The sequence below is a fragment of the Paenibacillus sp. JCM 18996 genome (assembly GCF_055392555.1).
In genome coordinates, this window is record NZ_AP043884.1 from 1583903 (window position 1) to 1601859 (window position 17957).

At 52.2% G+C, this 17957-nt stretch carries 24 protein-coding genes; 4 read left to right on the forward strand and 20 right to left on the reverse strand.

Annotated features, from left to right (window positions below):
* Positions 1 to 13: 13 nt before the first annotated feature.
* The 15 genes from nusB to ACZ5N7_RS07930 all read right to left on the reverse strand — a co-directional run bounded on the left by nusB (position 14) and on the right by ACZ5N7_RS07930 (position 10220).
* Positions 14 to 466, reverse strand: coding sequence for a transcription antitermination factor NusB (gene nusB / locus ACZ5N7_RS07860; protein WP_464658546.1), 453 nt, complete (start codon positions 464 to 466; stop codon positions 14 to 16).
* An 86-nt stretch (positions 467 to 552) separates the two neighbouring features.
* Entirely contained in the window at positions 553 to 780 is a 228-nt protein-coding gene (locus tag ACZ5N7_RS07865) for a DUF2273 domain-containing protein (protein WP_464658547.1), read from the reverse strand.
* A gap of 13 nt (positions 781 to 793) precedes the next feature.
* Positions 794 to 1354, reverse strand: coding sequence for an alkaline shock response membrane anchor protein AmaP (gene amaP / locus ACZ5N7_RS07870; protein ID WP_464658548.1), 561 nt, complete (start codon positions 1352 to 1354; stop codon positions 794 to 796).
* Positions 1355 to 1439: 85 nt separating this feature from the next.
* Positions 1440 to 1850: an Asp23/Gls24 family envelope stress response protein gene (locus ACZ5N7_RS07875; protein WP_464658549.1), complete on the reverse strand. Its 411-nt coding sequence runs from the start codon at positions 1848 to 1850 to the stop codon at positions 1440 to 1442.
* 145 nt (positions 1851 to 1995) lie between these two features.
* A complete protein-coding gene (accC, locus tag ACZ5N7_RS07880; protein WP_464658550.1) occupies positions 1996 to 3354 on the reverse strand; it encodes an acetyl-CoA carboxylase biotin carboxylase subunit in 1359 nt (452 codons plus the stop codon).
* A gap of 36 nt (positions 3355 to 3390) precedes the next feature.
* Positions 3391 to 3891, reverse strand: a complete 501-nt coding sequence (accB, locus tag ACZ5N7_RS07885) for an acetyl-CoA carboxylase biotin carboxyl carrier protein (protein WP_464658551.1) — start codon at positions 3889 to 3891, stop codon at positions 3391 to 3393.
* A 169-nt stretch (positions 3892 to 4060) separates the two neighbouring features.
* Positions 4061 to 4957: a SpoIIIAH-like family protein gene (locus tag ACZ5N7_RS07890; RefSeq protein WP_464658552.1), complete on the reverse strand. Its 897-nt coding sequence runs from the start codon at positions 4955 to 4957 to the stop codon at positions 4061 to 4063.
* A 55-nt stretch (positions 4958 to 5012) separates the two neighbouring features.
* The gene (gene spoIIIAG / locus ACZ5N7_RS07895) at positions 5013 to 5645 is read right to left on the reverse strand and encodes a stage III sporulation protein AG (RefSeq protein ID WP_464658553.1); all 633 of its coding nucleotides are present in this window, start codon (positions 5643 to 5645) and stop codon (positions 5013 to 5015) included.
* A gap of 69 nt (positions 5646 to 5714) precedes the next feature.
* Positions 5715 to 6413, reverse strand: coding sequence for a stage III sporulation protein AF (gene spoIIIAF, locus ACZ5N7_RS07900; RefSeq protein ID WP_464658554.1), 699 nt, complete (start codon positions 6411 to 6413; stop codon positions 5715 to 5717).
* Between the two features lie 24 nt (positions 6414 to 6437).
* Positions 6438 to 7619, reverse strand: coding sequence for a stage III sporulation protein AE (spoIIIAE, locus tag ACZ5N7_RS07905; RefSeq protein ID WP_464658555.1), 1182 nt, complete (start codon positions 7617 to 7619; stop codon positions 6438 to 6440).
* A gap of 61 nt (positions 7620 to 7680) precedes the next feature.
* The gene (gene spoIIIAD / locus ACZ5N7_RS07910) at positions 7681 to 8070 is read right to left on the reverse strand and encodes a stage III sporulation protein AD (protein WP_464658556.1); all 390 of its coding nucleotides are present in this window, start codon (positions 8068 to 8070) and stop codon (positions 7681 to 7683) included.
* Positions 8071 to 8081: 11 nt separating this feature from the next.
* Positions 8082 to 8285, reverse strand: a complete 204-nt coding sequence (spoIIIAC, locus tag ACZ5N7_RS07915; protein ID WP_464658557.1) for a stage III sporulation protein AC — start codon at positions 8283 to 8285, stop codon at positions 8082 to 8084.
* A 64-nt stretch (positions 8286 to 8349) separates the two neighbouring features.
* Positions 8350 to 8868, reverse strand: coding sequence for a stage III sporulation protein SpoIIIAB (gene spoIIIAB, locus ACZ5N7_RS07920; RefSeq protein ID WP_464658558.1), 519 nt, complete (start codon positions 8866 to 8868; stop codon positions 8350 to 8352).
* Positions 8869 to 8884: 16 nt separating this feature from the next.
* The gene (gene spoIIIAA / locus ACZ5N7_RS07925; protein WP_464658559.1) at positions 8885 to 9868 is read right to left on the reverse strand and encodes a stage III sporulation protein AA; all 984 of its coding nucleotides are present in this window, start codon (positions 9866 to 9868) and stop codon (positions 8885 to 8887) included.
* Between the two features lie 76 nt (positions 9869 to 9944).
* Positions 9945 to 10220: a YqhV family protein gene (locus tag ACZ5N7_RS07930; protein ID WP_464658560.1), complete on the reverse strand. Its 276-nt coding sequence runs from the start codon at positions 10218 to 10220 to the stop codon at positions 9945 to 9947.
* 252 nt (positions 10221 to 10472) lie between these two features.
* On the opposite strand from ACZ5N7_RS07930, the gene comA reads away from it, so the two are divergent.
* The 3 genes from comA to ACZ5N7_RS07945 are packed head-to-tail and all read left to right on the forward strand — an operon-like array spanning position 10473 to position 12561.
* Positions 10473 to 11297 (forward strand): phosphosulfolactate synthase, encoded by an 825-nt coding sequence (comA, locus tag ACZ5N7_RS07935; RefSeq protein ID WP_464658561.1) that lies wholly within the window; start codon positions 10473 to 10475, stop codon positions 11295 to 11297.
* An 18-nt stretch (positions 11298 to 11315) separates the two neighbouring features.
* Positions 11316 to 12059, forward strand: a complete 744-nt coding sequence (locus ACZ5N7_RS07940) for a 2-phosphosulfolactate phosphatase (RefSeq protein ID WP_464658562.1) — start codon at positions 11316 to 11318, stop codon at positions 12057 to 12059.
* 37 nt (positions 12060 to 12096) lie between these two features.
* Positions 12097 to 12561 (forward strand): DUF441 domain-containing protein, encoded by a 465-nt coding sequence (locus ACZ5N7_RS07945; RefSeq protein WP_464658563.1) that lies wholly within the window; start codon positions 12097 to 12099, stop codon positions 12559 to 12561.
* 5 nt (positions 12562 to 12566) lie between these two features.
* On the opposite strand, the gene ACZ5N7_RS07950 is transcribed toward ACZ5N7_RS07945, so the two are convergent.
* From ACZ5N7_RS07950 to ACZ5N7_RS07970, 5 genes are all read right to left on the reverse strand, one after another.
* Positions 12567 to 13823, reverse strand: a complete 1257-nt coding sequence (locus tag ACZ5N7_RS07950; protein ID WP_464658564.1) for an aspartate kinase — start codon at positions 13821 to 13823, stop codon at positions 12567 to 12569.
* 201 nt (positions 13824 to 14024) lie between these two features.
* The gene (efp, locus tag ACZ5N7_RS07955) at positions 14025 to 14582 is read right to left on the reverse strand and encodes an elongation factor P (RefSeq protein ID WP_464658565.1); all 558 of its coding nucleotides are present in this window, start codon (positions 14580 to 14582) and stop codon (positions 14025 to 14027) included.
* Between the two features lie 126 nt (positions 14583 to 14708).
* Positions 14709 to 15782, reverse strand: a complete 1074-nt coding sequence (locus ACZ5N7_RS07960; RefSeq protein WP_464658566.1) for a M24 family metallopeptidase — start codon at positions 15780 to 15782, stop codon at positions 14709 to 14711.
* The gene (gene aroQ / locus ACZ5N7_RS07965) at positions 15779 to 16231 is read right to left on the reverse strand and encodes a type II 3-dehydroquinate dehydratase (protein ID WP_464658567.1); all 453 of its coding nucleotides are present in this window, start codon (positions 16229 to 16231) and stop codon (positions 15779 to 15781) included. Before aroQ ends, ACZ5N7_RS07960 begins: the two co-directional genes overlap by 4 nt.
* An 83-nt stretch (positions 16232 to 16314) precedes the next feature.
* On the reverse strand, positions 16315 to 16869 hold the full coding sequence (locus ACZ5N7_RS07970) for a YqhR family membrane protein (protein ID WP_464658568.1): 555 nt from the start codon (positions 16867 to 16869) through the stop codon (positions 16315 to 16317).
* 214 nt (positions 16870 to 17083) lie between these two features.
* On the opposite strand from ACZ5N7_RS07970, the gene ACZ5N7_RS07975 reads away from it, so the two are divergent.
* Complete coding sequence (locus tag ACZ5N7_RS07975; protein WP_464659195.1) at positions 17084 to 17956, forward strand: DUF1385 domain-containing protein; 873 nt, start codon at positions 17084 to 17086, stop codon at positions 17954 to 17956.
* Position 17957: the final 1 nt, after the last annotated feature.

Here is a 17957-nt window from a genome sequence, read left to right on the forward strand (position 1 = left end):
CTAACTCCCGAGGTTACTCCTGCTTCTCCTGGACCGCGTCCAACTCCTTGAACAGCTTACCCAGCACGCCGTTGACGAACTTGCCCGACTCCTCTGTGCCAAAATGCTTCGCCAATTCGATCGCTTCATTGACTACGACTTTAGGTGGTGTATCCTTCGTATAAAGCAGCTCGTACACGGCGAGACGCAGCACCTCCCGGTCCACACGGGACAACCGGTCGATCTGCCAGCCTTTCAAGTATTCGGACAGCACCTTGTCGATTCTCTCTCTATTGCTTTGCGTGCCTTCCACCAGCTGCAGAATATATTCCTGTGATATTGCATCCTTTTTTACCGAGAGATTGGCCTCGTTGTCCGTTATCGCCTCTTCCACTACCATTGTCACGGCTTCCTTGGATGAAACCGAGGTCATCTGCATCTGGTACATACTCTGCAGCGCAAGCTCTCTAGCCAGCCGACGTCTCATGCGCAAATTCCTCCTTAATTCCATACTCATTGCTTATAGTATACCCTTGATCACAAACAAAAAAATCCATGGAAGAACCAGGGATTTTATCTGAACATTCTCCACTTGTCAAAGATTCTTTCCCATACGGTGCGAAAAAAGGTAAACTCTTCGTTGCGGTCGATCTTACGGCCGATATAAAAACCGAGATAAGCGATAAACGCAAAAATCAGCATATCCCAAAAACCGCTGAACAGATAGATGAATCCGAGAATAACACCGGCGCCGAGACCCGTCAAAGCGCCCCGATGCCGTTCCCATAACTGTTTCCACATAGGGGAATCACCTCTATTCTACCCGGCTTTTGAAAGTGGGCCCAGCTTGCACGATATTCGCCACATAGACCGAAACATTCGCCACGGGCAGGCCCGTTATTTCTTCAATGTGCCCTTTGACGTGGTTCTGCATCTCTTCGGTCAGCAGCGGTATGGGGGTATCCCCGTCTACAATCGTACGGATCATCAAATCCAGCCCGGCTTCTTCGATCCTTACACGGGCTTTCAAATCCTTGACCCCTTTAATTCGGCCGGCCGCTTTCAGGGCCAGATTCTCGATCGTCTCCATTGAAATCTGGATATTTCCGAAATCCGTCCTCTGGTTGATCGACGAGTCTTCCAATTTGCTGCGCCTCACCGAAATATAAAAGAAACGAAGGCTGATGAAGAAAATGGCAAAGCAGGCAGCGATAAAAGCAATCGCGGTGGCGGGATCATAATAGATTCTTTGGATGAACATTCCTGTGTCCATAATCGGTATCCAGCCAAAAGCCATAAAAAGCAGAATGCAGGAGCTGAGTAGGATCGCTAAACTGTATATAAACAGAAGCAACCTGTCTAATATTCTAACCACTGGCGCTTGTCTCCCTCCGATTTAGAAGCGAACCCCCTGACTCCTTAAGCAGGGGGTTCAATATCCATGCATGGCTCACAGACTGTTACTTCACTCTGATCGGAGCCGCCGTTTCTTCGTCCGTCTTCTCCGGATTTTTGAACATAACCCCGTGAATATGCACGTTCACTTCCACTACGAGCAGGCCCGTCATCGACTCGATCGCGCTCTTCACGTTCTTCTGGATTTCGCCTGCCACTTCCGGAATCCGCTGTCCATACTCCATCACAATGGAAACGTCCACTGCAGCTTCGCGGTTGCCGACTTCAACTTTCACGCCTTTGGACAAGTTCTTTCTGCCAAGAAGCTCAGCAATCCCTCCGGCAAAACCGCCGCTCATCCCTGCGACGCCCTCTACTTCCACCGTAGCCAGGCCTGCAATCACTTCGATGACCTCGGGTGCGATCTGTATGCTGCCGATTTCCGTTTTCTCATAATCCGGAGCTATTGTGCTCATTGTACGAACCTCCTAAAAAGTGAAATGAATGAACCGCTGTGCCGTTTCACCCACTTGCTATCTCACCTTGTACTAATTTAATACTATACCATTTTGGTAAAAATAGTACAAATTTCTAATCAAGATTGGCGGCGGTTAGCGGTCGTCAGGACTCCGGATCGTTCACATCGTGCTCTTCCAGGAACTTGATGTCAAAATCGCCCGCCAGAAATTTTTTGTGCTGAAGAAGCTTCATGTGGAAAGGGATCGTTGTGAAAATCCCTTCGATCTCGAACTCCTGCAGCGCCCGCTGCATGCGGGAGATCGCTTCGTCCCGGGTGCTGCCCCAGACGATCAGCTTCGCAATCATCGAATCGTAGTGGGGAGAGATCGTATATCCGGGGTAAGCTGCGCTGTCCACCCTCACTCCCAAACCTCCGGGGGGAAGGTAAAACTGGATTTTGCCGGGAGAAGGCATGAATCCGCGGTCAGGGTCTTCGGCATTGATCCGGCATTCGATGGCCCAGCCGTTGATCTTAACGTCCTCCTGTGTAAAGGAAAGAGGCTCTCCCTCGGCGATATGGATCATTTCGGCGATAATATCGACTCCGGTGACCATTTCGGTTACAGGGTGCTCCACCTGGATTCTCGTGTTCATTTCCATAAAATAAAAATCCCCGTCCGGGCCAAGCAGAAATTCCAGAGTTCCGGCTCCGGAATATTCTACAGCCAGTGCGGCGCGTACTGCCGCTTCTCCCATCTTCCGGCGAATATCGGGAGTAAGCACGGGGCATGGGGCTTCTTCGACGAGCTTCTGCCTTCTGCGCTGCACCGAGCAGTCGCGCTCGCCAAGATGCACCGCGTTTCCGTGCTTGTCGGCAATAATTTGAATTTCCACATGTTTCATTCCGGTCAAATACTTCTCCAGGTAAACTCCGGAATTGCCGAACGCTTTTTGCGCTTCCTGTTGGGCGGTCGTAATCTGTTTCACCAGCGACTCTTCGTCCTCGGCGATCCGGATGCCTTTTCCCCCGCCTCCCGCAGTGGCTTTAATGATAACGGGGTATCCGATATCCCTGGCAATGGCCATCGCATCGTCCAGATTCTCAACCAGTCCGTCGGAGCCCGGGATAATCGGTACCTTGGCGGATTTCATGGTTAATTTCGCTTCCGACTTGTCGCCCATCCGTGAAATCGCTTTTGGAGAGGGACCTATAAAGGTGATGCCGCAGGATTCGCATATCTCCGCAAAATCGGCGTTCTCCGCCAAAAAGCCGTAACCCGGATGGATCGCGTCCGTTTCCGTTAGCGTAGCGACACTCATTATATTGGTAAAGTTTAAATAGCTGTCTTTGGATAAAGTGGGGCCGATGCAGTAAGCCTCGTCCGCGAGCCGCACATGCAGGGAATCCCTGTCCGCCTCCGAATATATAGCTACGGTCTCGATCCCCAGCTCGCGGCAGGCGCGGATGATCCGTACGGCGATCTCCCCGCGGTTGGCAATAAGTATCTTATGAAACTTCATATGCGGTTTCCTCCTGTCAACGGTTGATACGTTCGCCTATTGCGGTTTCACAAGAAACAGAGGCTGGCCATATTCGACGAGTTGGCCGTTCTCTACTAGAACTTCTACAATTTCGCCTTTCACTTCCGCTTCTATTTCATTCATCAGCTTCATGGCTTCGACAATGCAGACGACCGTCTTCTCGTTCACACGGTCGCCTTTTTTTACAAAAGGCGCAGCGTCAGGAGACGGAGCGTAGTAGAAGGTTCCGACCATTGGTGAAACGATTCTATGTAAAGAACTGTCCTGAGTTTTGTCGGTCTGTGCCCGCGAAGCGGCATCTTGAACCGGGACGGCAGAGGACTGGATTTCCTGCACCGCAGACACAGCCGCCGGAATATAGGCGTTGTGGACGGGAGCGGAGGCTACCACGACTGCTTCGGTTTTGTTGGGTTTGCGGATCAACAGCCGGGCTCCTTCGTTCTCGATTTCGATTTCCTGAACGGAAGATCCGTCTATAAGCTTGATCAGTTCTTTTATCTCACTTAACTTAAACATGCGAAAGTCACTCCTTCAAGGTTTGTGGGGCCGCCGGCATGGCGCGGAAGTATGTCCGTCAAGGATTCGATTATGTATGTACTTGCCCACTACAACGTTAGTATTATATCACAAACCATAAAAATGGAAAGAGTCCAGTTCAACCGGACTCTTTGTCTTATCTTTTGAATTAAGGCAGATACTGGACGACCACTTTCTCGGGACCTACATTCATTTCCTTTATTACTTGATCTACAATGCTGACTGCCTGGCTCTTTTGCAGCGAATTGCTTTCCACCGTCACTTTCCATTTGTTGGAATCTTCGGTGATGAACACCTGCGGGTAATCCTTCATCAGCACTTGTTCGAGGTTGCTGATCTTGTCGTCTTTATCCTGGAGTTTGTACAGCTCCTCGTGCGCTTTGGTTACTTCGTCCTGGGTCTTGTTTTTATCCGTTATGATCGTCAGCAGCTCGGACATTTTCTTTGACATCGCTTCGCTCCGTTTCATCTGCTGATCGATAAAATAGTCGCTTCCTGACTTAGCCGTGGCCTGAGCCTGGATCTTCTTCATCACCTGGCTGTCTGTCAGAGCGCTGTCGCCCGATGCGCCCGATTGAGCAGCGGACTTGGCGTCTTTAGCTGTGCCGGCGGACTTGGCATCCTTGCCTGCGGCTGCGGACGCTTTGGCGTCTGCAGCTTTGGCATCGGCCGGATTATCCGCTGAATCCTTCGCGTTAGCGCCTGCGGCAGCTTTGCTGTCCGCAGCTTTGGCATCTTTTGCATCGCCGGTTTTCGCGTCCGCAGCTTTGGCATCTTTTGCATCGCCGGTTTTCGCGTCCGCAGCTTTGGCATCTTTTGCATCGCCGGTTTTTGCGTCGGCGGCTTTAGCGCCGGTTGTGCCGTTTTTAGGGTCATTCTTCATAGCTGCGATATCGCTGGCGTCAATCTTGATTTCCTTCGGAGCTTGCGTGTCCGCTGCGACATTCATAGTGTTGACATCCTCGGTGAACAGGTAGTACGCCGAGAGGACCACCATCAAACTAAGCATGGAAACCAGCCAGATTGTTTGTCTTTTTGCGTTCATTGATACATTCCTCCTAATGGAATAAGATCATTTATTTGAAAGAACTGCTTATTGCCTACTGCTTTCTCGGCAGAATGGAGATTTTGTGGGGCGGGACCTCGAGCCCCCTCTCCACTGCCTCCGAAATCATTTTCTTGACGGTCAAATTCTCCGCGCCTTTAGCGACAACGAGCACTCCCCTTATTTTCGGCTTAATCGTCTTCAGCACGAGCGGCTGCTGGTTGCCCGATACCTGGTAGAGCAATATATCTCCGCTTTGTGTTACGTCCGTTATGTTGCGGGTGGCGCCGTTTAAATCCTTTTCTATTGTAAGCTGCTGCGTGTTCTTGGTATTGCGGTCGACTACGTTTTCCTCTGTTCCATCCACGTTGATCAGCACTTCCACATCTCCAACCCCTACGATTTTTTGCAGTATTTCTTTGAGTTGGCTCTGATAAGCATCCTCCACCTCCTTGTATGGCGATTTGTCCTTGGAGCTCAAGCCTTTCATAGCCGGTTTGGCCTCCGGCCCCCCGCCGGCGGGCCCCTGGACGGCAGGTTCGACTGTTTTTACCTGAAAAGAATTGACAAGCATGAGCCCCACCCCAATCAGTCCCACAATCAAAAGCCAACGTAATGATTGGCTGCGCTTGCTTCCTTCCGGGCCGCCGCCCGCGAGTCCCAGCAGCCATTTGAGCCAAGCTCCCATGGCGATTCCCCCTTTTGCGAATGTTCTGTATACATTGGAAGGTGCAGGAGCCCAACTTTTCTTGCAAAATTATGGACTCAGCTTGCTGTCCGCCAGGACGACAACCTGTACCTGTTCGGGCTTCAGCTGCCACCTCTGCAGCAAAGATTGCTGTATCGTCTGCTTTTCCCGCTCCCACGCAGGGAGGAATTGCGGCTGCGCCGCTTCTTTCACCGGGCTTTCGCTCTTCTCCAGGCCGATCGTGACCGGCTTGACCGGCTCTATCTCCACTGCCGATGCTTTGGCGGAGGTCTTGCCGCCGGTGTCCGGCGAGCCGGGCTGAAGCCGTACGGCGAGCAGACCGATTACGGCTTGGCCTTTTGCATCCACTTCGGTGCGGACCTTGACTTCCTTCACCTGTAAGGCGCTCTCCTTCTCGATTTGGTCCTTGACCTGGGAAGCGATTTGCTTTTCCACCATTGCCTGCGATTGCTTGCGGCCCGCGGCCGCGAGCTGTCCCGCGTCTTTTGCGATTGCGTCAAGCGACGCTCCGGATGGCAAGCCCGCTATTGCGGTTTGCTCAGTTTCGGCCATGGAGAGCAGCTTCTCCGCGTTCCATTTGCGATGGAACAGATCGAACAGCGGCGTCATCAGCGTCAGCAGAATGAACAGCCCCATCACCGTCCTTACGTAGTTCTGCATCGCTTTGTTCGGCAGCAGCAGATCGATGACCGTAGCGAGCAGAATCACTAGAATAATAGTTTTCAGCCAACCGGTTATCCACAGCATCAGGCACCTCCAGGAGTCGAAGCTTTACCGCATCATGACGGACACATTGCCCACTGCGACCATAATCGTTATCGCCAGAAAAAACATGAGAGAAACAATCGCCAGAGAAGCGAAAACGTACACCATGCTTTTGCCGATCGTTTCAAGGCACGCTACCATGGGATGGTCCCCCAGCGGCTGCATGACCGCAGCTGACATTTTATATATAAAGGCAAGAGTAAGGATTTTGAGGGCCGGAAAGGCGCACATGAACAAAATGACGACCACGCCTGTGATCCCGACCGCATTCTTCATCAGCAGAGAGGCTCCTATCACCGTATCGGAAGCGTCCGCGAACATTTTGCCTACGACCGGGACAAAGTTGCCCGCAATGTATTTTGCTGCTTTGATCGTTACCCCGTCCGCCACCGCCCTGGTCGAGCCCTGCACCGAAACCACTCCAAGAAATATCGTCACGAAGGTGCCGAGCAGCCCTATACTTACGGAGCGCAGAAGGTTCGCAAGCTGGGTGACCTTATACTTGTCCGTTAATGAAGAAACAATATGCAGGACGGCGGAAAAAAATAACAGCGGAAATATGACAAAATAGATGAGCGTCCCCACCGTATGCACCATAAACACGATCAGCGGATGAAGGACGGCGACGGATGATACGCTTCCCATGGACATCAGCAGCGTGAGCATGACCGGGACGACGGCGAGCATAAAGTCCATCATCCCTGTAATCGCCGTTTTTGCGTAGCCTACAGAAACCTGGAACGAGTTGATCGCTATAATCATCAGCACCATAAATGTGATGGCATAAGCGATTTTGCTCACTGTCGTTTTCTCGAAGGAGCTCTGGATGTTTTCCAGGATAAGGCTGAAGATCGAGAGAATGACGATCGAGGCCAGCAGCTTGCCGTTGTAAATCAATTCGTGCAAAAAGTACCGGGCCAATCCTTTGAGCACCGTTTTCAGGCTGAACCCTCCGGTTCCGGTCAGCAGGTCCATATAGCTCGGCGGCTTGCTGTCCGGGAAGTAGCCTCCATACTTTTGCATCAGGTCGTTCCAATACTTCTCCACTCCGTCCGTATGCACGTGCCGGGCCTGCTCCTTGATTACCGCATCCGCCGGTTCCTGCGCAAAGGCCGGTGCAGCGGAATGGAGAAGAGTAAGGATGAACAGGCATACGATGAGAAAGCATTGGAAAAACCGCTGGCGCATAATGGATTCACTCCCGGGTACTTTGGTGGGTTCTCATGGCTTGGCTGCCGGATCTATACGATTAAGCGGGAAGCAGCTTGACCACCGTCTCGATAATGACGGATATAATCGGAATCGCCATGACCATGATCAGGATTTTGCCGGAAAGCTCTATCTTGGCTGCGATGGATTCCTGTCCAGCATCCCGCACGATCTGGGCGCCGAATTCCGCGATATAAGCGATGCCGATAATTTTCAGTATCGTTTTGAGGTAGATCATATTGATGTTGGACTTGGCCGCCAAGCTCTCCAAAATGGCGATGACCGACGCGATTTTGCCGATCAGCATCAGGAAGATGATTATTCCCGTAAACGCCGAAAGCATGAACGCGAACAGCGGCTTTTGCTCCTTGACGACTAAAGACAAGACGGCGGCCGTGAGGCCGATCCCTACGATTTGAATGATCTCCATGGGGGGTTCACCTATTGGAAAAGAAAGATTGTCTTGATTTCCCTGAACAAAATGTTGAGCTGCCGGATCACGATCAGCAGTACGAACACAAAAGCGATGAGCGTGGCCCAGTGGGCGAAATCCTCTTTACCGGACTGCTTTAACAGCGTGTGCAGCATTGCGATGATGATGCCGATTCCGGCTATTTTGAATATCAGGTTTACATCCACGTTCATGGGCGCACCTCACTCCAAATCTTTCCGTCCGGCCACCGGCCGGCTGTTATAATTTCTGGCGCTGTCAGTAAATCAGAATCACAATCAATACGCCAAGGAGAACCCCCAGGCTTCTCCACATCGTTTCGTACCGCCTTTGCTCCTCGCGCGCCTGCTCCTCTTCCCCCTGCAGCTGCAGCACGGCGAGCCTCAGGTGCTTCACCTGGTCCTCCCGGTCGGTCATGCCGATGGTGAGTCCAAGCTCATTCATAATCTGCTTCTCATTCTCTTTCATCGCTGTATTCTTCCACTCGCTGTCCACCGCGCTGCGCCAGCTTTCCCTGATGGAAGGCGCGTCTCTTCCCTCCAGCCGCGATGCAGCTTGTTCAAAGAAAGCGGACAGCGGTTTGGGGCTTTGCCGGCTAATCGCCGCAAGCGCGTCGGGCAGCGGCGTAAACCCGTAGGCGATTTCCGTCTCCAGCCTTTGCAGTGCCTGGATAAGGCTGCGCAGATGCTTGGGGCGTCTCGAATACTGGAACGATTGAAAGAATCCGAACAAGGTTCCGGCACTAAGGATCAGCATGGCTCCGATCAGCTTGAGCATGAATCTCCTCCTCCAGTCAATAAACTCCGTTTCTTGCCGCCTCCAGACGAGTGCCTTTGCCGTCAAGCACCGCAAAGAAGGGATTACCGCCTTTCCGCCGCTCAAGCACGATGTACCGGGTAAACATGCCGTCTTCCAGCAGCGCTTGCAGCACGGGCCTTCTTTTCACATCTTCCAGACCGCTTCCATGGGCAGTTGCGAGTACCCGTATTCCAGCGCGCACCGCTTCATGGATGGCTCCCGCATCCTCCGCCCTGCCGATCTCGTCCACAACGATCACTTCAGGAGAAAGCGAGCGGATCATCATCATCATCCCCTCCGCCTTCGGGCAGCCGTCCAGCACATCGGTGCGGGGTCCGAGGTCGAATCGGGGAACGCCCTTGTCGCAGGCTGCGATTTCCGAGCGTTCATCGACGACGCCCACTTTGAAGCCGCGCGGCCCCGCCCTGGCACCCTGCCATCTGCCATAAGACAAGTTTCTTGCCAAATCCCTGATCAGTGTCGTTTTTCCGTGCTGCGGCGGGGAGATGACCAGCGTATGGTGCATGGCCGTCCCCGAAGAATCGAGAAGGTAAGGCAGGACTTCCCTGGATGCCTCCCGGATCTCCCTTGCGATTCTTATGTTGAAAGAAGTGATGTCGCGGATTTGCTTCACTTTCCCCTGCTCGAGCACCGTGCGCCCGGCCAGTCCTACCCGATGGCCTCCGGCGACCGTGATGAACCCTCTTTTCAGCTCCTCTTCAAACGAGTACACCGAGTGGTTTGTCAGCAGCTCCAGCAGCTTGACGGCGTCCTCTTTGTCCGGCCGGTACGCGGCCGCAGGATTGTCGGTGAGGAGGCCGTCGGCGCCGATAAAAGCGTAGCTTCCGCCGTACACGATCTCGAGCGGCCGGCCTTGGCGGATGCGCAGCTCTTCTGTCCGGGAGGAGACGGTGCCCGGCAGTTTGTCTACTATTCTGCGCAGGCCCGGAGGGAGAACGGCGAGAATGGATTCTATCATATGGCGGCAGCCTCCTGGTTGTCCTGAATTCACCTGTTTTCATACATATGCCGAGTCTCTTAAAATATGTCGCCCGTTATTTTTTTAATATGCCTATGAAAATGAACCCCACTCCCGCCAGTACCCATATCATTTTGCCTAATGATAGTTTCTCCGCGATACCCACCAAGCCGATGGTCGTTGTTGTCAGCAGCACCAGAGGCCCTACCAGGGCAAGGCCCGAGTTCACGAGCAGCGCCTTCTCCACCTGATTTAACCTGAGCATGAGCAGCGCCGCGATCACCTCGAGACTGCCCGAAAGCATCCTTAATGTCGCCATGCTCAGAACTACTTTGTTTACCGCATCCCACATTCATATGACCCCCTATTCATGTTCCGCAGGCGGGTCGACCAGGAAGCCCTCGCCTGCTTCAATGCCGTTACATCCTAGCTTATGCGGGCATGTCTCATTTTAGGTTCCGACTTTGCCAAGGTTCGTTATTTTTTTGCTGCCGGAATGCAGTAAGGAGGATCGCACTTACCGGGGCACATACCCACCATGAGGTGCATATGATGAACTTGAGATTAACCCACACAAACAAACCCAACAGTTAGGAGAATTGTGATGGAGACCACTTCCCAAGCTCAATGGATACCGGTGCTTTCCGATCCTTCAGGCCGCAGGACGGCCAAACCGAGAACGTTAGGAAAAACGATGGTTATAGATAAAGGATTGGGCATCCATTCGTTCGAAGATCTGCTTGCAACCGCCGGACATCATATCGATATGCTAAAAATAGGCTTCGGCACCTCTCCGTTGTACCCGGTGGAGCTTCTGAACGCCAAGATCGAGATGGCTAAAGCCCAAGGTATTTGCGTATTCCCCGGAGGGACGTTTCTGGAAGTGGCCGTGCAGCAAAATGAGGTCGGCTCTTTCTTCCGGTTGATTTCCTCCCTGGGCTTCACCGGTATCGAGGTATCCGACGGCACGATCGAACTGCCCCGCAAAAAGAGGAATGAGCTGATCTCCCAAGGAGTGGAGCAGGGACTCATCGTATACACCGAATATGGAAAAAAATGCTTCGGCTCGTCGATAGATATGCATGAACTGCAGGAAACCGTGGCTTTGGACCTTCATTACGGCGCGGAGCTGGTGACGATGGAAGGACGGGAGTCCGGAGCCGGGGTCGGCATTTTCGATAAAAACGGGGACTGCAAGGACGAAGAACTGGAACAAGTTCTAAAACACGTGCCTAATCCGCATATGATTCTATGGGAAGCGCCCCAAAAACAGCAGCAGGTTCACCTGATGAATTTACTCGGCCCTGAGATCCATTTGGGCAATATTGCACCGCAGGACATTATCTCTGTAGAGGCGCTGCGCAGGGGACTTCGTTCCGATACGTTTGGATTAGGCATCAAGAAGGAAGATCAGCTGGAAATACAATAATCCGGGGAGGCGGGAAGCATGCTGATCGATGTGATCTCCAGTGTCAATGAGGCGAGAACTGAGGAATTAACGAACCGGACCGTCATAGTGATCGACGTGCTTCGCGCGACAAGCACTATCATTACAGCTCTAAACCATGGCTGTGCGGAAGTCCTGGCCACGGAGACCGTGAATGGCGCCAAAGCGCAGCAGCATCCGGAAGACAGATTGGGCGGAGAGCGCTCTTGCCGTAAAATTCCCGGGTTTCATTACGGAAATTCCCCTCTGGAATATACGGCGGACGATTTGAAGGGCAGAAAGCTGATCATCACCACGACCAACGGCACCCGGGCCGTACAAAAGGCCCATAAAGCGAGCCGCGTGCTCATCGGAGCGTTCCTCAATGCAGGCGCATGCGCACGGACCGCTTTTGAAATGAAGAAAGACATCGTTATTTTATGTTCCGGCACTCAGGATGTATACGCCCTGGAAGACGGTTTATGTGCGGGGGCATTGGTCCATGCTCTGACAGAACTTTATGGAGAAGGGATTGAAGTGAACGATTTCGGGCTGGCGATGAATTATGCCTTTCTCCGTACGGAAGGGCAGCTGCAGGACGTCCTCCTGGGCTGCAGCAACGGCAAAAGGCTGATGAAGCTGGGATTCCGCGAAGATGTAATTTATTGCTCGCAGTTTAATGTTACGGAGATGGTTCCTGTGCTTGTGGACAGCACTCTGGTGCCCCATTTGCCGGGAGGTTCTAAAAAGGTTGTCCGCTCATAGAATAGGAAAGAAACTATGAGACGGGGAGTTTTCCTTTATGAACGGAGATTTGCTGCTTGTTGTTCTCATCATTATCGGGATGATCGGCCGGTCCAATATTATTACTACCGCAGCCTGCGTCCTGCTTGTGGTGAAACTGATCAGTCTGGACAGGTATTTGCCTGCAATCGAAAGAAGGGGCCTGGAGCTGGGTCTTCTTTTTTTGACGATGGGAGTGCTTGTCCCCTTTGCTTCCGAGAAAATTTCGCCCAAGGACATTATTTCCGTCTTTACGACCTGGCCCGGCATTGTCGCGCTGGCAGGGGGAGCCATTGCAACTTATATGAACGGCAAGGGGCTGGAGCTGTTAAAAATAGACCCGCAATTAATTGTGGGCCTTGTCATCGGTTCGATCTTCGGCATTCTGTTCATGCGCGGAATTCCTGTGGGGCCGCTGATGGCCGCCGGCATTACCGCATTTCTGCTGAAGGTCTCCTATTTTTTATTCGATAAGTTAAAATAAGGGCACTATCTTCTTTCGGACGGCCCGCCTACGAAAGCCTGCTCGGCAGCGTCGAGCCCATAAGCCGTGTGCAGAGCCCGGACAACCTCTTTCAATTGGGAGTTGTCAATTACGCAGGACGTTTTGATTTCGGAGGTAGAAACCATTTTAATGGAAATCCCGAGGCCTGAGATCGCTTCGAACATTCGGGCCGCCACTCCCGGAGTGCTGACCATGCCGGCGCCAACGATGGAAACTTTGACGAGATTCAGCTCGGAAGTCACTTCCCGGTAGCCGATTTGCGCCTGGATTCCTTCCAGAGTGCTCAGCGCTGTTTGCACATCGTCGAGGGAGACGGTGAAGGAGAAGTCCGCTTCGCCGTTCTGCACTCCGCTCTGGACGATAATGTCCACGTCAATCTGCTCTTTGGCAAGAGCGGTAAATACGCCGGCGAGCTGCCCTGCTTTATCCGGCACTCCAAGAATGGAGATCCGGGCCACATTCTTATCGTAAGCTATTCCGCGCACTGTAATTCCTTGTTCCATCACGGCTTCCTCCTTGACATAAGTACCTTCGTTGCGGGTAAAGCTGGATCTTACGCACAGACGGACGTTGAAATTTTTGGCGTATTCCACAGCCCGCGGATGCAGGATCGCTGCGCCCAGGTTGGCCAGCTCCAGCATTTCGTCATACGAAATTTCCTCCAGCTTGCGCGCTACTTTGACAATCCGTGGGTCAGTAGAGTAGATGCCGTCCACATCGGTGTAAATTTCGCATAAATCGGCGTTGATTGCGGCTGCCAGAGCAACGGCCGTAGTATCCGAGCCTCCGCGGCCGAGGGTGGTGATCTCTCCCGCCTCCGTCATGCCCTGAAAGCCAGCTACGATCACAATTTCGTCCCGTTCCAGCGCGCTTAACAGGCGGCTCGGCTCAATATTCGTAATTCTGGCTTTGCCGTGAAGTTCTTCCGTTATCATTCCAGCCTGCCAACCGGTATAAGAGACGGCGGAAACTCCCAGGCTCTGTATAGCCATCGACAAAAGGGCGACAGAAACCTGTTCCCCGGTCGTAAGCAGCATATCCATTTCTCTGGCTGGCGGCGTTACGTCACAAATTTGCCTGGACAGGTCGATTAAATCGTCCGTTGTATCCCCCATCGCGGAAACGACCACCACACATTGATTCCCTTCCCCTTTGCGTTCCACGATCCGCTGCGCTACACGCTTCATGCGCTCGGCGTCGCCGACGGAGCTCCCCCCGAACTTCATCACAATCAAAGACAAAGCTGTTCCTCTCCCATCTTCATTCACCAAAATTTATTAAAATTATAGCATAATTCGGCGAAAAGGCACGAAAAAAATACTGGCACATTCCCCCAAAACAGCTGCAAGCTCTCGCAGTGCAATTTAAATTCTTTACTAATCGCTCTTGACGGAAAAAAGCCCCGAACTCCATAACGAGTTCAAGGCCCTCCGGTAATGCACTTACGCGCGGGAAATGTATTTGCCTTCGCGCGTGTCGACGAGCAGCACGTCTCCTTCTTCGATAAACAGCGGAACCTGAACGTTTAATCCGGTCTCCACCTTCGCGTTCTTCGTTGCGCCTGTGGCGGTATTGCCCTTGATGCCGGGCTCGGTTTCAACCACCTTCAAGGCGATACTGTTCGGAAGGTTGATCCCCAGGATCTCTCCTTGATAGCTCATGATGTTGATCATCATGTTCTCTTTGAGGAAGTTGAGCTCCCATTCCAGTTGTGCACGGGTCAGTGAAATCTGGTCGTAAGTTTCGGTGTCCATAAAAGTATATTCTTCGCCGCTGTTATACAGATACTGCATCTCGCGGTTCTCGATATGGGCTCGTCCCACGCCTTCGCCTGCGCGGAAGGTGCGCTCAACCGTGTTGCCGTTGCGCAGATTTTTCAGCTTGGAGCGGACGAAAGCCGCGCCTTTGCCCGGTTTTACGTGTTGAAAATCGATGACGGTGAACAAATCACCTTCAACTTCAATGGTCAAGCCTGTTTTAAAATCGTTAACTGAGATCACTTATTAATCCCTCCTGAATAAAATGACACTGAAAATTACCCCACAAAGTGACGTATGCCTTCGAAGCTGATTCCGATTACTTTGCGGGGAGCCCCAATAATAAGGCTTAAGAAGCCATGGACCTTTTTAATCTATAATAACCAATTCTTTGGTAGAATGGGTCAATATCTTGATACCCGACTCCGTGATCACTACGTCGTCTTCGATGCGGACGCCGCCGAAGCCCGGCAAATAAATGCCCGGTTCCACGGTGACCACCATGCCCGGCTCCAGCACCGTATCCCCCTGCAGTGAAAGACGAGGTGCCTCATGGACTTCCATGCCAAGGCCGTGACCCGTTCCATGCCCGAAATATTCGCCATATCCCTTGCTTGCAATGACATCCCTCGCAAGAGCGTCGCCTTCTTTGCCGGTGATGCCGGGCTTCAGGCCGTTCAGGCAGCCGAGCTGGGCTTCGAGCACAATGCCGTAAATTTCCTTGTGCTTGTCTGTCGGCTTGCCGAGCACAACGGTTCTTGTAATGTCGGAGCAGTAGCCTTTGTAGTACGCGCCGAAATCCATTTTGACAAACTCATCGTTCCTTAACATGCGTTCGCTTGCTTTGCCGTGGGGCAGTGCGGATCGTTCGCCCGACGCTACAATCGTCTCGAAGGAAGTGGAAGTTCCTCCATTGCGGCGGATAAACATTTCAATCTCCAGCGCCACTTCAAGCTCCGTAAGTCCGGGCCTAAGAACGCTAAGAATATGTGAGAAGGTGGCGTCCGCAAGATCGGAGGCTTCCTGCAAAATCCGCAGCTCCGCGTCGTCCTTGACAAGCCGGATTTTCTCAACTGCATCGGAAGTCGGCACTAGCTCAATGCCTGCCAAATCCGCCGAATAGCGGGTATAGGCTCCATAAGAAAGGTCATTCTGTTCAAATCCGAGCCGCTTGATACCGCTCTTCTCAAGCAGTTCTTTTACCGAAAGCATGACATTGGGCTTATGCTCCACCACTTCAAAATCCTTTGCTTGTTCGGGAGCCTGAGTCATATAGCGGAAATCCGTCAGCAGGTAAGCCTTATCTTGCGTGGCGAGGACGTACCCGGAGGATCCGGTGAATCCGGAGATGTACTGGCGGTTGAATCCGCTGGTGATGAGCATCGCTTCCAACTGCATTGCCTTCAAAGCCGCCCTTAATTTGTCGATCCGGCGCCCGTTCATTCCGCTTCACCTGCCTTGTTAATATGCTCGTACAGGGCAAGAAGTCCCAGCTCATAGCTGTAAGCTCCGAAGCCGCTGATCTGTCCAACCGCGACCGGCGCAGTTACGGATAGATGGCGGAACTCTTCCCGCTTGTGGATGTTGGACATATGTACTTCAACGACGGGCAGGCCCACTGCGCTTATCGCATCCCGGATCGCGTAGCTGTAATGGGTAAAAGCGCCCGGATTGATCAGGATGCCTTCCTTCGTTCCGTAAGCTGCCTGAATCGAGTCAATTATATCACCTTCGTGGTTCGATTGCACAAATTCCAGCTGCAGCTGCAGGGAATCCGCGAATGCCCTGAGCTTGCGCTCAATAGCCGACAGGGACAAGGTCCCGTAAACTCCAGGTTCGCGGATGCCGAGCATATTCAAATTCGGTCCGTTCACGACCAGCACGTTTTTCATCGAAAGCCTCCGCTTTATAGAGGATATTGGCGGATGCACAGCCCTTGAGGCGCGCGTTTGCCCTAGTTATTTTACCATATTTTTCAGCTCCTTGAGAAACTTTTTTTTGGCATGGAGCTCTCTTTTGTCGGCTCATAGGCCTGTTGGTCCGTATATTCAAAGGAAATCGAAAACCCTATAAACAGCCCCCACAGCAGAAACAGGCAGCAATCGCTGATCAGAGTGTTCAAGTCCATCCGCTCGACCGGATAGTTCGTTCTGGCCAGGGGCCTCACCACCAGGTAAAGCAGCACCCACCACGCCGCGCCGTATAACAAGCCGTAGTAAGGGCTTTTCGCTTTGCGTAACAGGAGCGCGTACAGCGCACTGGCCAGCAGGGATAATACTATAAAAACCCCCCAGCCCAGGAAAAACCCCGGCAAGTTTTTGTGAAAAGTGAGTCCCAGAAAAGAAGCGACAAGAAACCCCGGCGGTATCTTCGTGAACTGAAAATAATATTCCAGCAGCTTAATGCCCCCCCCGAGGAGCCCGCCGAAGAAACCCACTTCAATAATAACCCGCCAGCTCATGAAGACGCTTCGTATTTTCTTTCCGGGCTTCTTGCCCTGCGCACGATTATTTCTAGTCTGCTGGTTCATTCCTTGTACCTTCCATCTTTCCGTTTTTTCGGCATCGCGCCGTTTATGCATGGTTATTATGCACAATTACGGGCAATGTAAAACAAGTAGCTATCAGAGCCGGAATTCGTTACAATAGAAGAAGGCTTAATTTTTTGTTTACTTCATGGTGAAGGTGGAATGGGGTTTGTCACAGACAGCTATTTACGGAGGGCAGGCGGTAATTGAAGGGGTCATGTTTGCAGGCCGGACGCATCATGTTACCGCTGTGCGCCGAAAAAATAACGGTATCGATTACTTCGAGGTACCGAAAAAAGAAATCGAATGGCTCCGGCCGTTCAAAAGAATCCCTTTCGTCAGAGGCATTGTCGGAATTATAGAAGCCAGTGCGCACGGGGCCAAGCATTTGAATTTTTCCGCAGAAAAATTCGCCGAAGAAGACTCCGAGTTCAGGGAAGAGAAGCCGTCTGTCATGGGCAAGCTGTCCCTAGTCCTGGGTGTGGCGTTCGTGGGAGTGCTGTCCTTTTTGTTCGGCAAATTCGTATTTACCCTGGTGCCCACGGCCATTGAGCAGTTCCTGTTCGCCAATTTGTTCCAAAACCAGATCGTCCATAATTTGATCGAAGGCGTTATCAAGATCGTTCTGCTTGTAGCCTATCTGTACGCTATTTCATTGACACCGACCGTCAAAAGGCTGTTCCAGTACCACGGCGCCGAGCATAAAGTGATTTCCGCATACGAAGCCGGGGTCGAACTCACGGTGGGGAACGTGCAAAAATTCAGCACGCTGCATTACCGCTGCGGGAGCTCTTTTATTGTTTTTACCGTCATTATCGGGGCCCTGATCTACTCGTTCTTCCATTATGACAGCTTTGTCGAAAGAATCGTACAGAGAATCGTTCTTCTTCCGGTGGTGATCGGCGTATCTTATGAAGTGCTGCGCTTTACGAATTCGCTGAGGGACATTCCTGTGCTCAAATATTTAGGCTATCCGGGGCTGTGGCTGCAAAAGCTGACGACGAAAGAACCCGAAGATTCCCAGGTGGAAGTGTCGATCGCTTCTTTTAACCGTGTGAGAGAGTTGGACAGACGAACAGTGGAGGGATAGA

Excerpts from the sequence above, each read along its gene's own strand:
- spoIIIAC (WP_464658557.1), bottom strand. The coding sequence starts at position 8,285 with ATGAACGTGGATGTAAACCTGATATTCAAAATAGCCGGAATCGGCATC.
- spoIIIAB (WP_464658558.1), bottom strand. The coding sequence starts at position 8,868 with ATGCTCAAGCTGATCGGAGCCATGCTGATCCTTAGTGCCGGAACCTTG.
- spoIIIAG (WP_464658553.1), bottom strand. The coding sequence starts at position 5,645 with ATGGGAGCTTGGCTCAAATGGCTGCTGGGACTCGCGGGCGGCGGCCCG.
- ACZ5N7_RS07930 (WP_464658560.1), bottom strand. The coding sequence starts at position 10,220 with ATGTGGGATGCGGTAAACAAAGTAGTTCTGAGCATGGCGACATTAAGG.
- spoIIIAA (WP_464658559.1), bottom strand. The coding sequence starts at position 9,868 with ATGATAGAATCCATTCTCGCCGTTCTCCCTCCGGGCCTGCGCAGAATA.
- ACZ5N7_RS07890 (WP_464658552.1), bottom strand. The coding sequence starts at position 4,957 with ATGAACGCAAAAAGACAAACAATCTGGCTGGTTTCCATGCTTAGTTTG.
- ACZ5N7_RS07970 (WP_464658568.1), bottom strand. The coding sequence starts at position 16,869 with ATGAACCAGCAGACTAGAAATAATCGTGCGCAGGGCAAGAAGCCCGGA.
- ACZ5N7_RS07975 (WP_464659195.1), top strand. The coding sequence starts at position 17,084 with ATGTTTGCAGGCCGGACGCATCATGTTACCGCTGTGCGCCGAAAAAAT.
- nusB (WP_464658546.1), bottom strand. The coding sequence starts at position 466 with ATGAGACGTCGGCTGGCTAGAGAGCTTGCGCTGCAGAGTATGTACCAG.
- comA (WP_464658561.1), top strand. The coding sequence starts at position 10,473 with ATGGAGACCACTTCCCAAGCTCAATGGATACCGGTGCTTTCCGATCCT.
- ACZ5N7_RS07875 (WP_464658549.1), bottom strand. The coding sequence starts at position 1,850 with ATGAGCACAATAGCTCCGGATTATGAGAAAACGGAAATCGGCAGCATA.
- ACZ5N7_RS07945 (WP_464658563.1), top strand. The coding sequence starts at position 12,097 with ATGAACGGAGATTTGCTGCTTGTTGTTCTCATCATTATCGGGATGATC.
- aroQ (WP_464658567.1), bottom strand. The coding sequence starts at position 16,231 with ATGAAAAACGTGCTGGTCGTGAACGGACCGAATTTGAATATGCTCGGC.
- spoIIIAE (WP_464658555.1), bottom strand. The coding sequence starts at position 7,619 with ATGCGCCAGCGGTTTTTCCAATGCTTTCTCATCGTATGCCTGTTCATC.
- accB (WP_464658551.1), bottom strand. The coding sequence starts at position 3,891 with ATGTTTAAGTTAAGTGAGATAAAAGAACTGATCAAGCTTATAGACGGA.
- ACZ5N7_RS07940 (WP_464658562.1), top strand. The coding sequence starts at position 11,316 with ATGCTGATCGATGTGATCTCCAGTGTCAATGAGGCGAGAACTGAGGAA.
- ACZ5N7_RS07865 (WP_464658547.1), bottom strand. The coding sequence starts at position 780 with ATGTGGAAACAGTTATGGGAACGGCATCGGGGCGCTTTGACGGGTCTC.
- spoIIIAD (WP_464658556.1), bottom strand. The coding sequence starts at position 8,070 with ATGGAGATCATTCAAATCGTAGGGATCGGCCTCACGGCCGCCGTCTTG.
- spoIIIAF (WP_464658554.1), bottom strand. The coding sequence starts at position 6,413 with ATGCTGTGGATAACCGGTTGGCTGAAAACTATTATTCTAGTGATTCTG.
- ACZ5N7_RS07960 (WP_464658566.1), bottom strand. The coding sequence starts at position 15,782 with ATGAACGGGCGCCGGATCGACAAATTAAGGGCGGCTTTGAAGGCAATG.
- accC (WP_464658550.1), bottom strand. The coding sequence starts at position 3,354 with ATGAAGTTTCATAAGATACTTATTGCCAACCGCGGGGAGATCGCCGTA.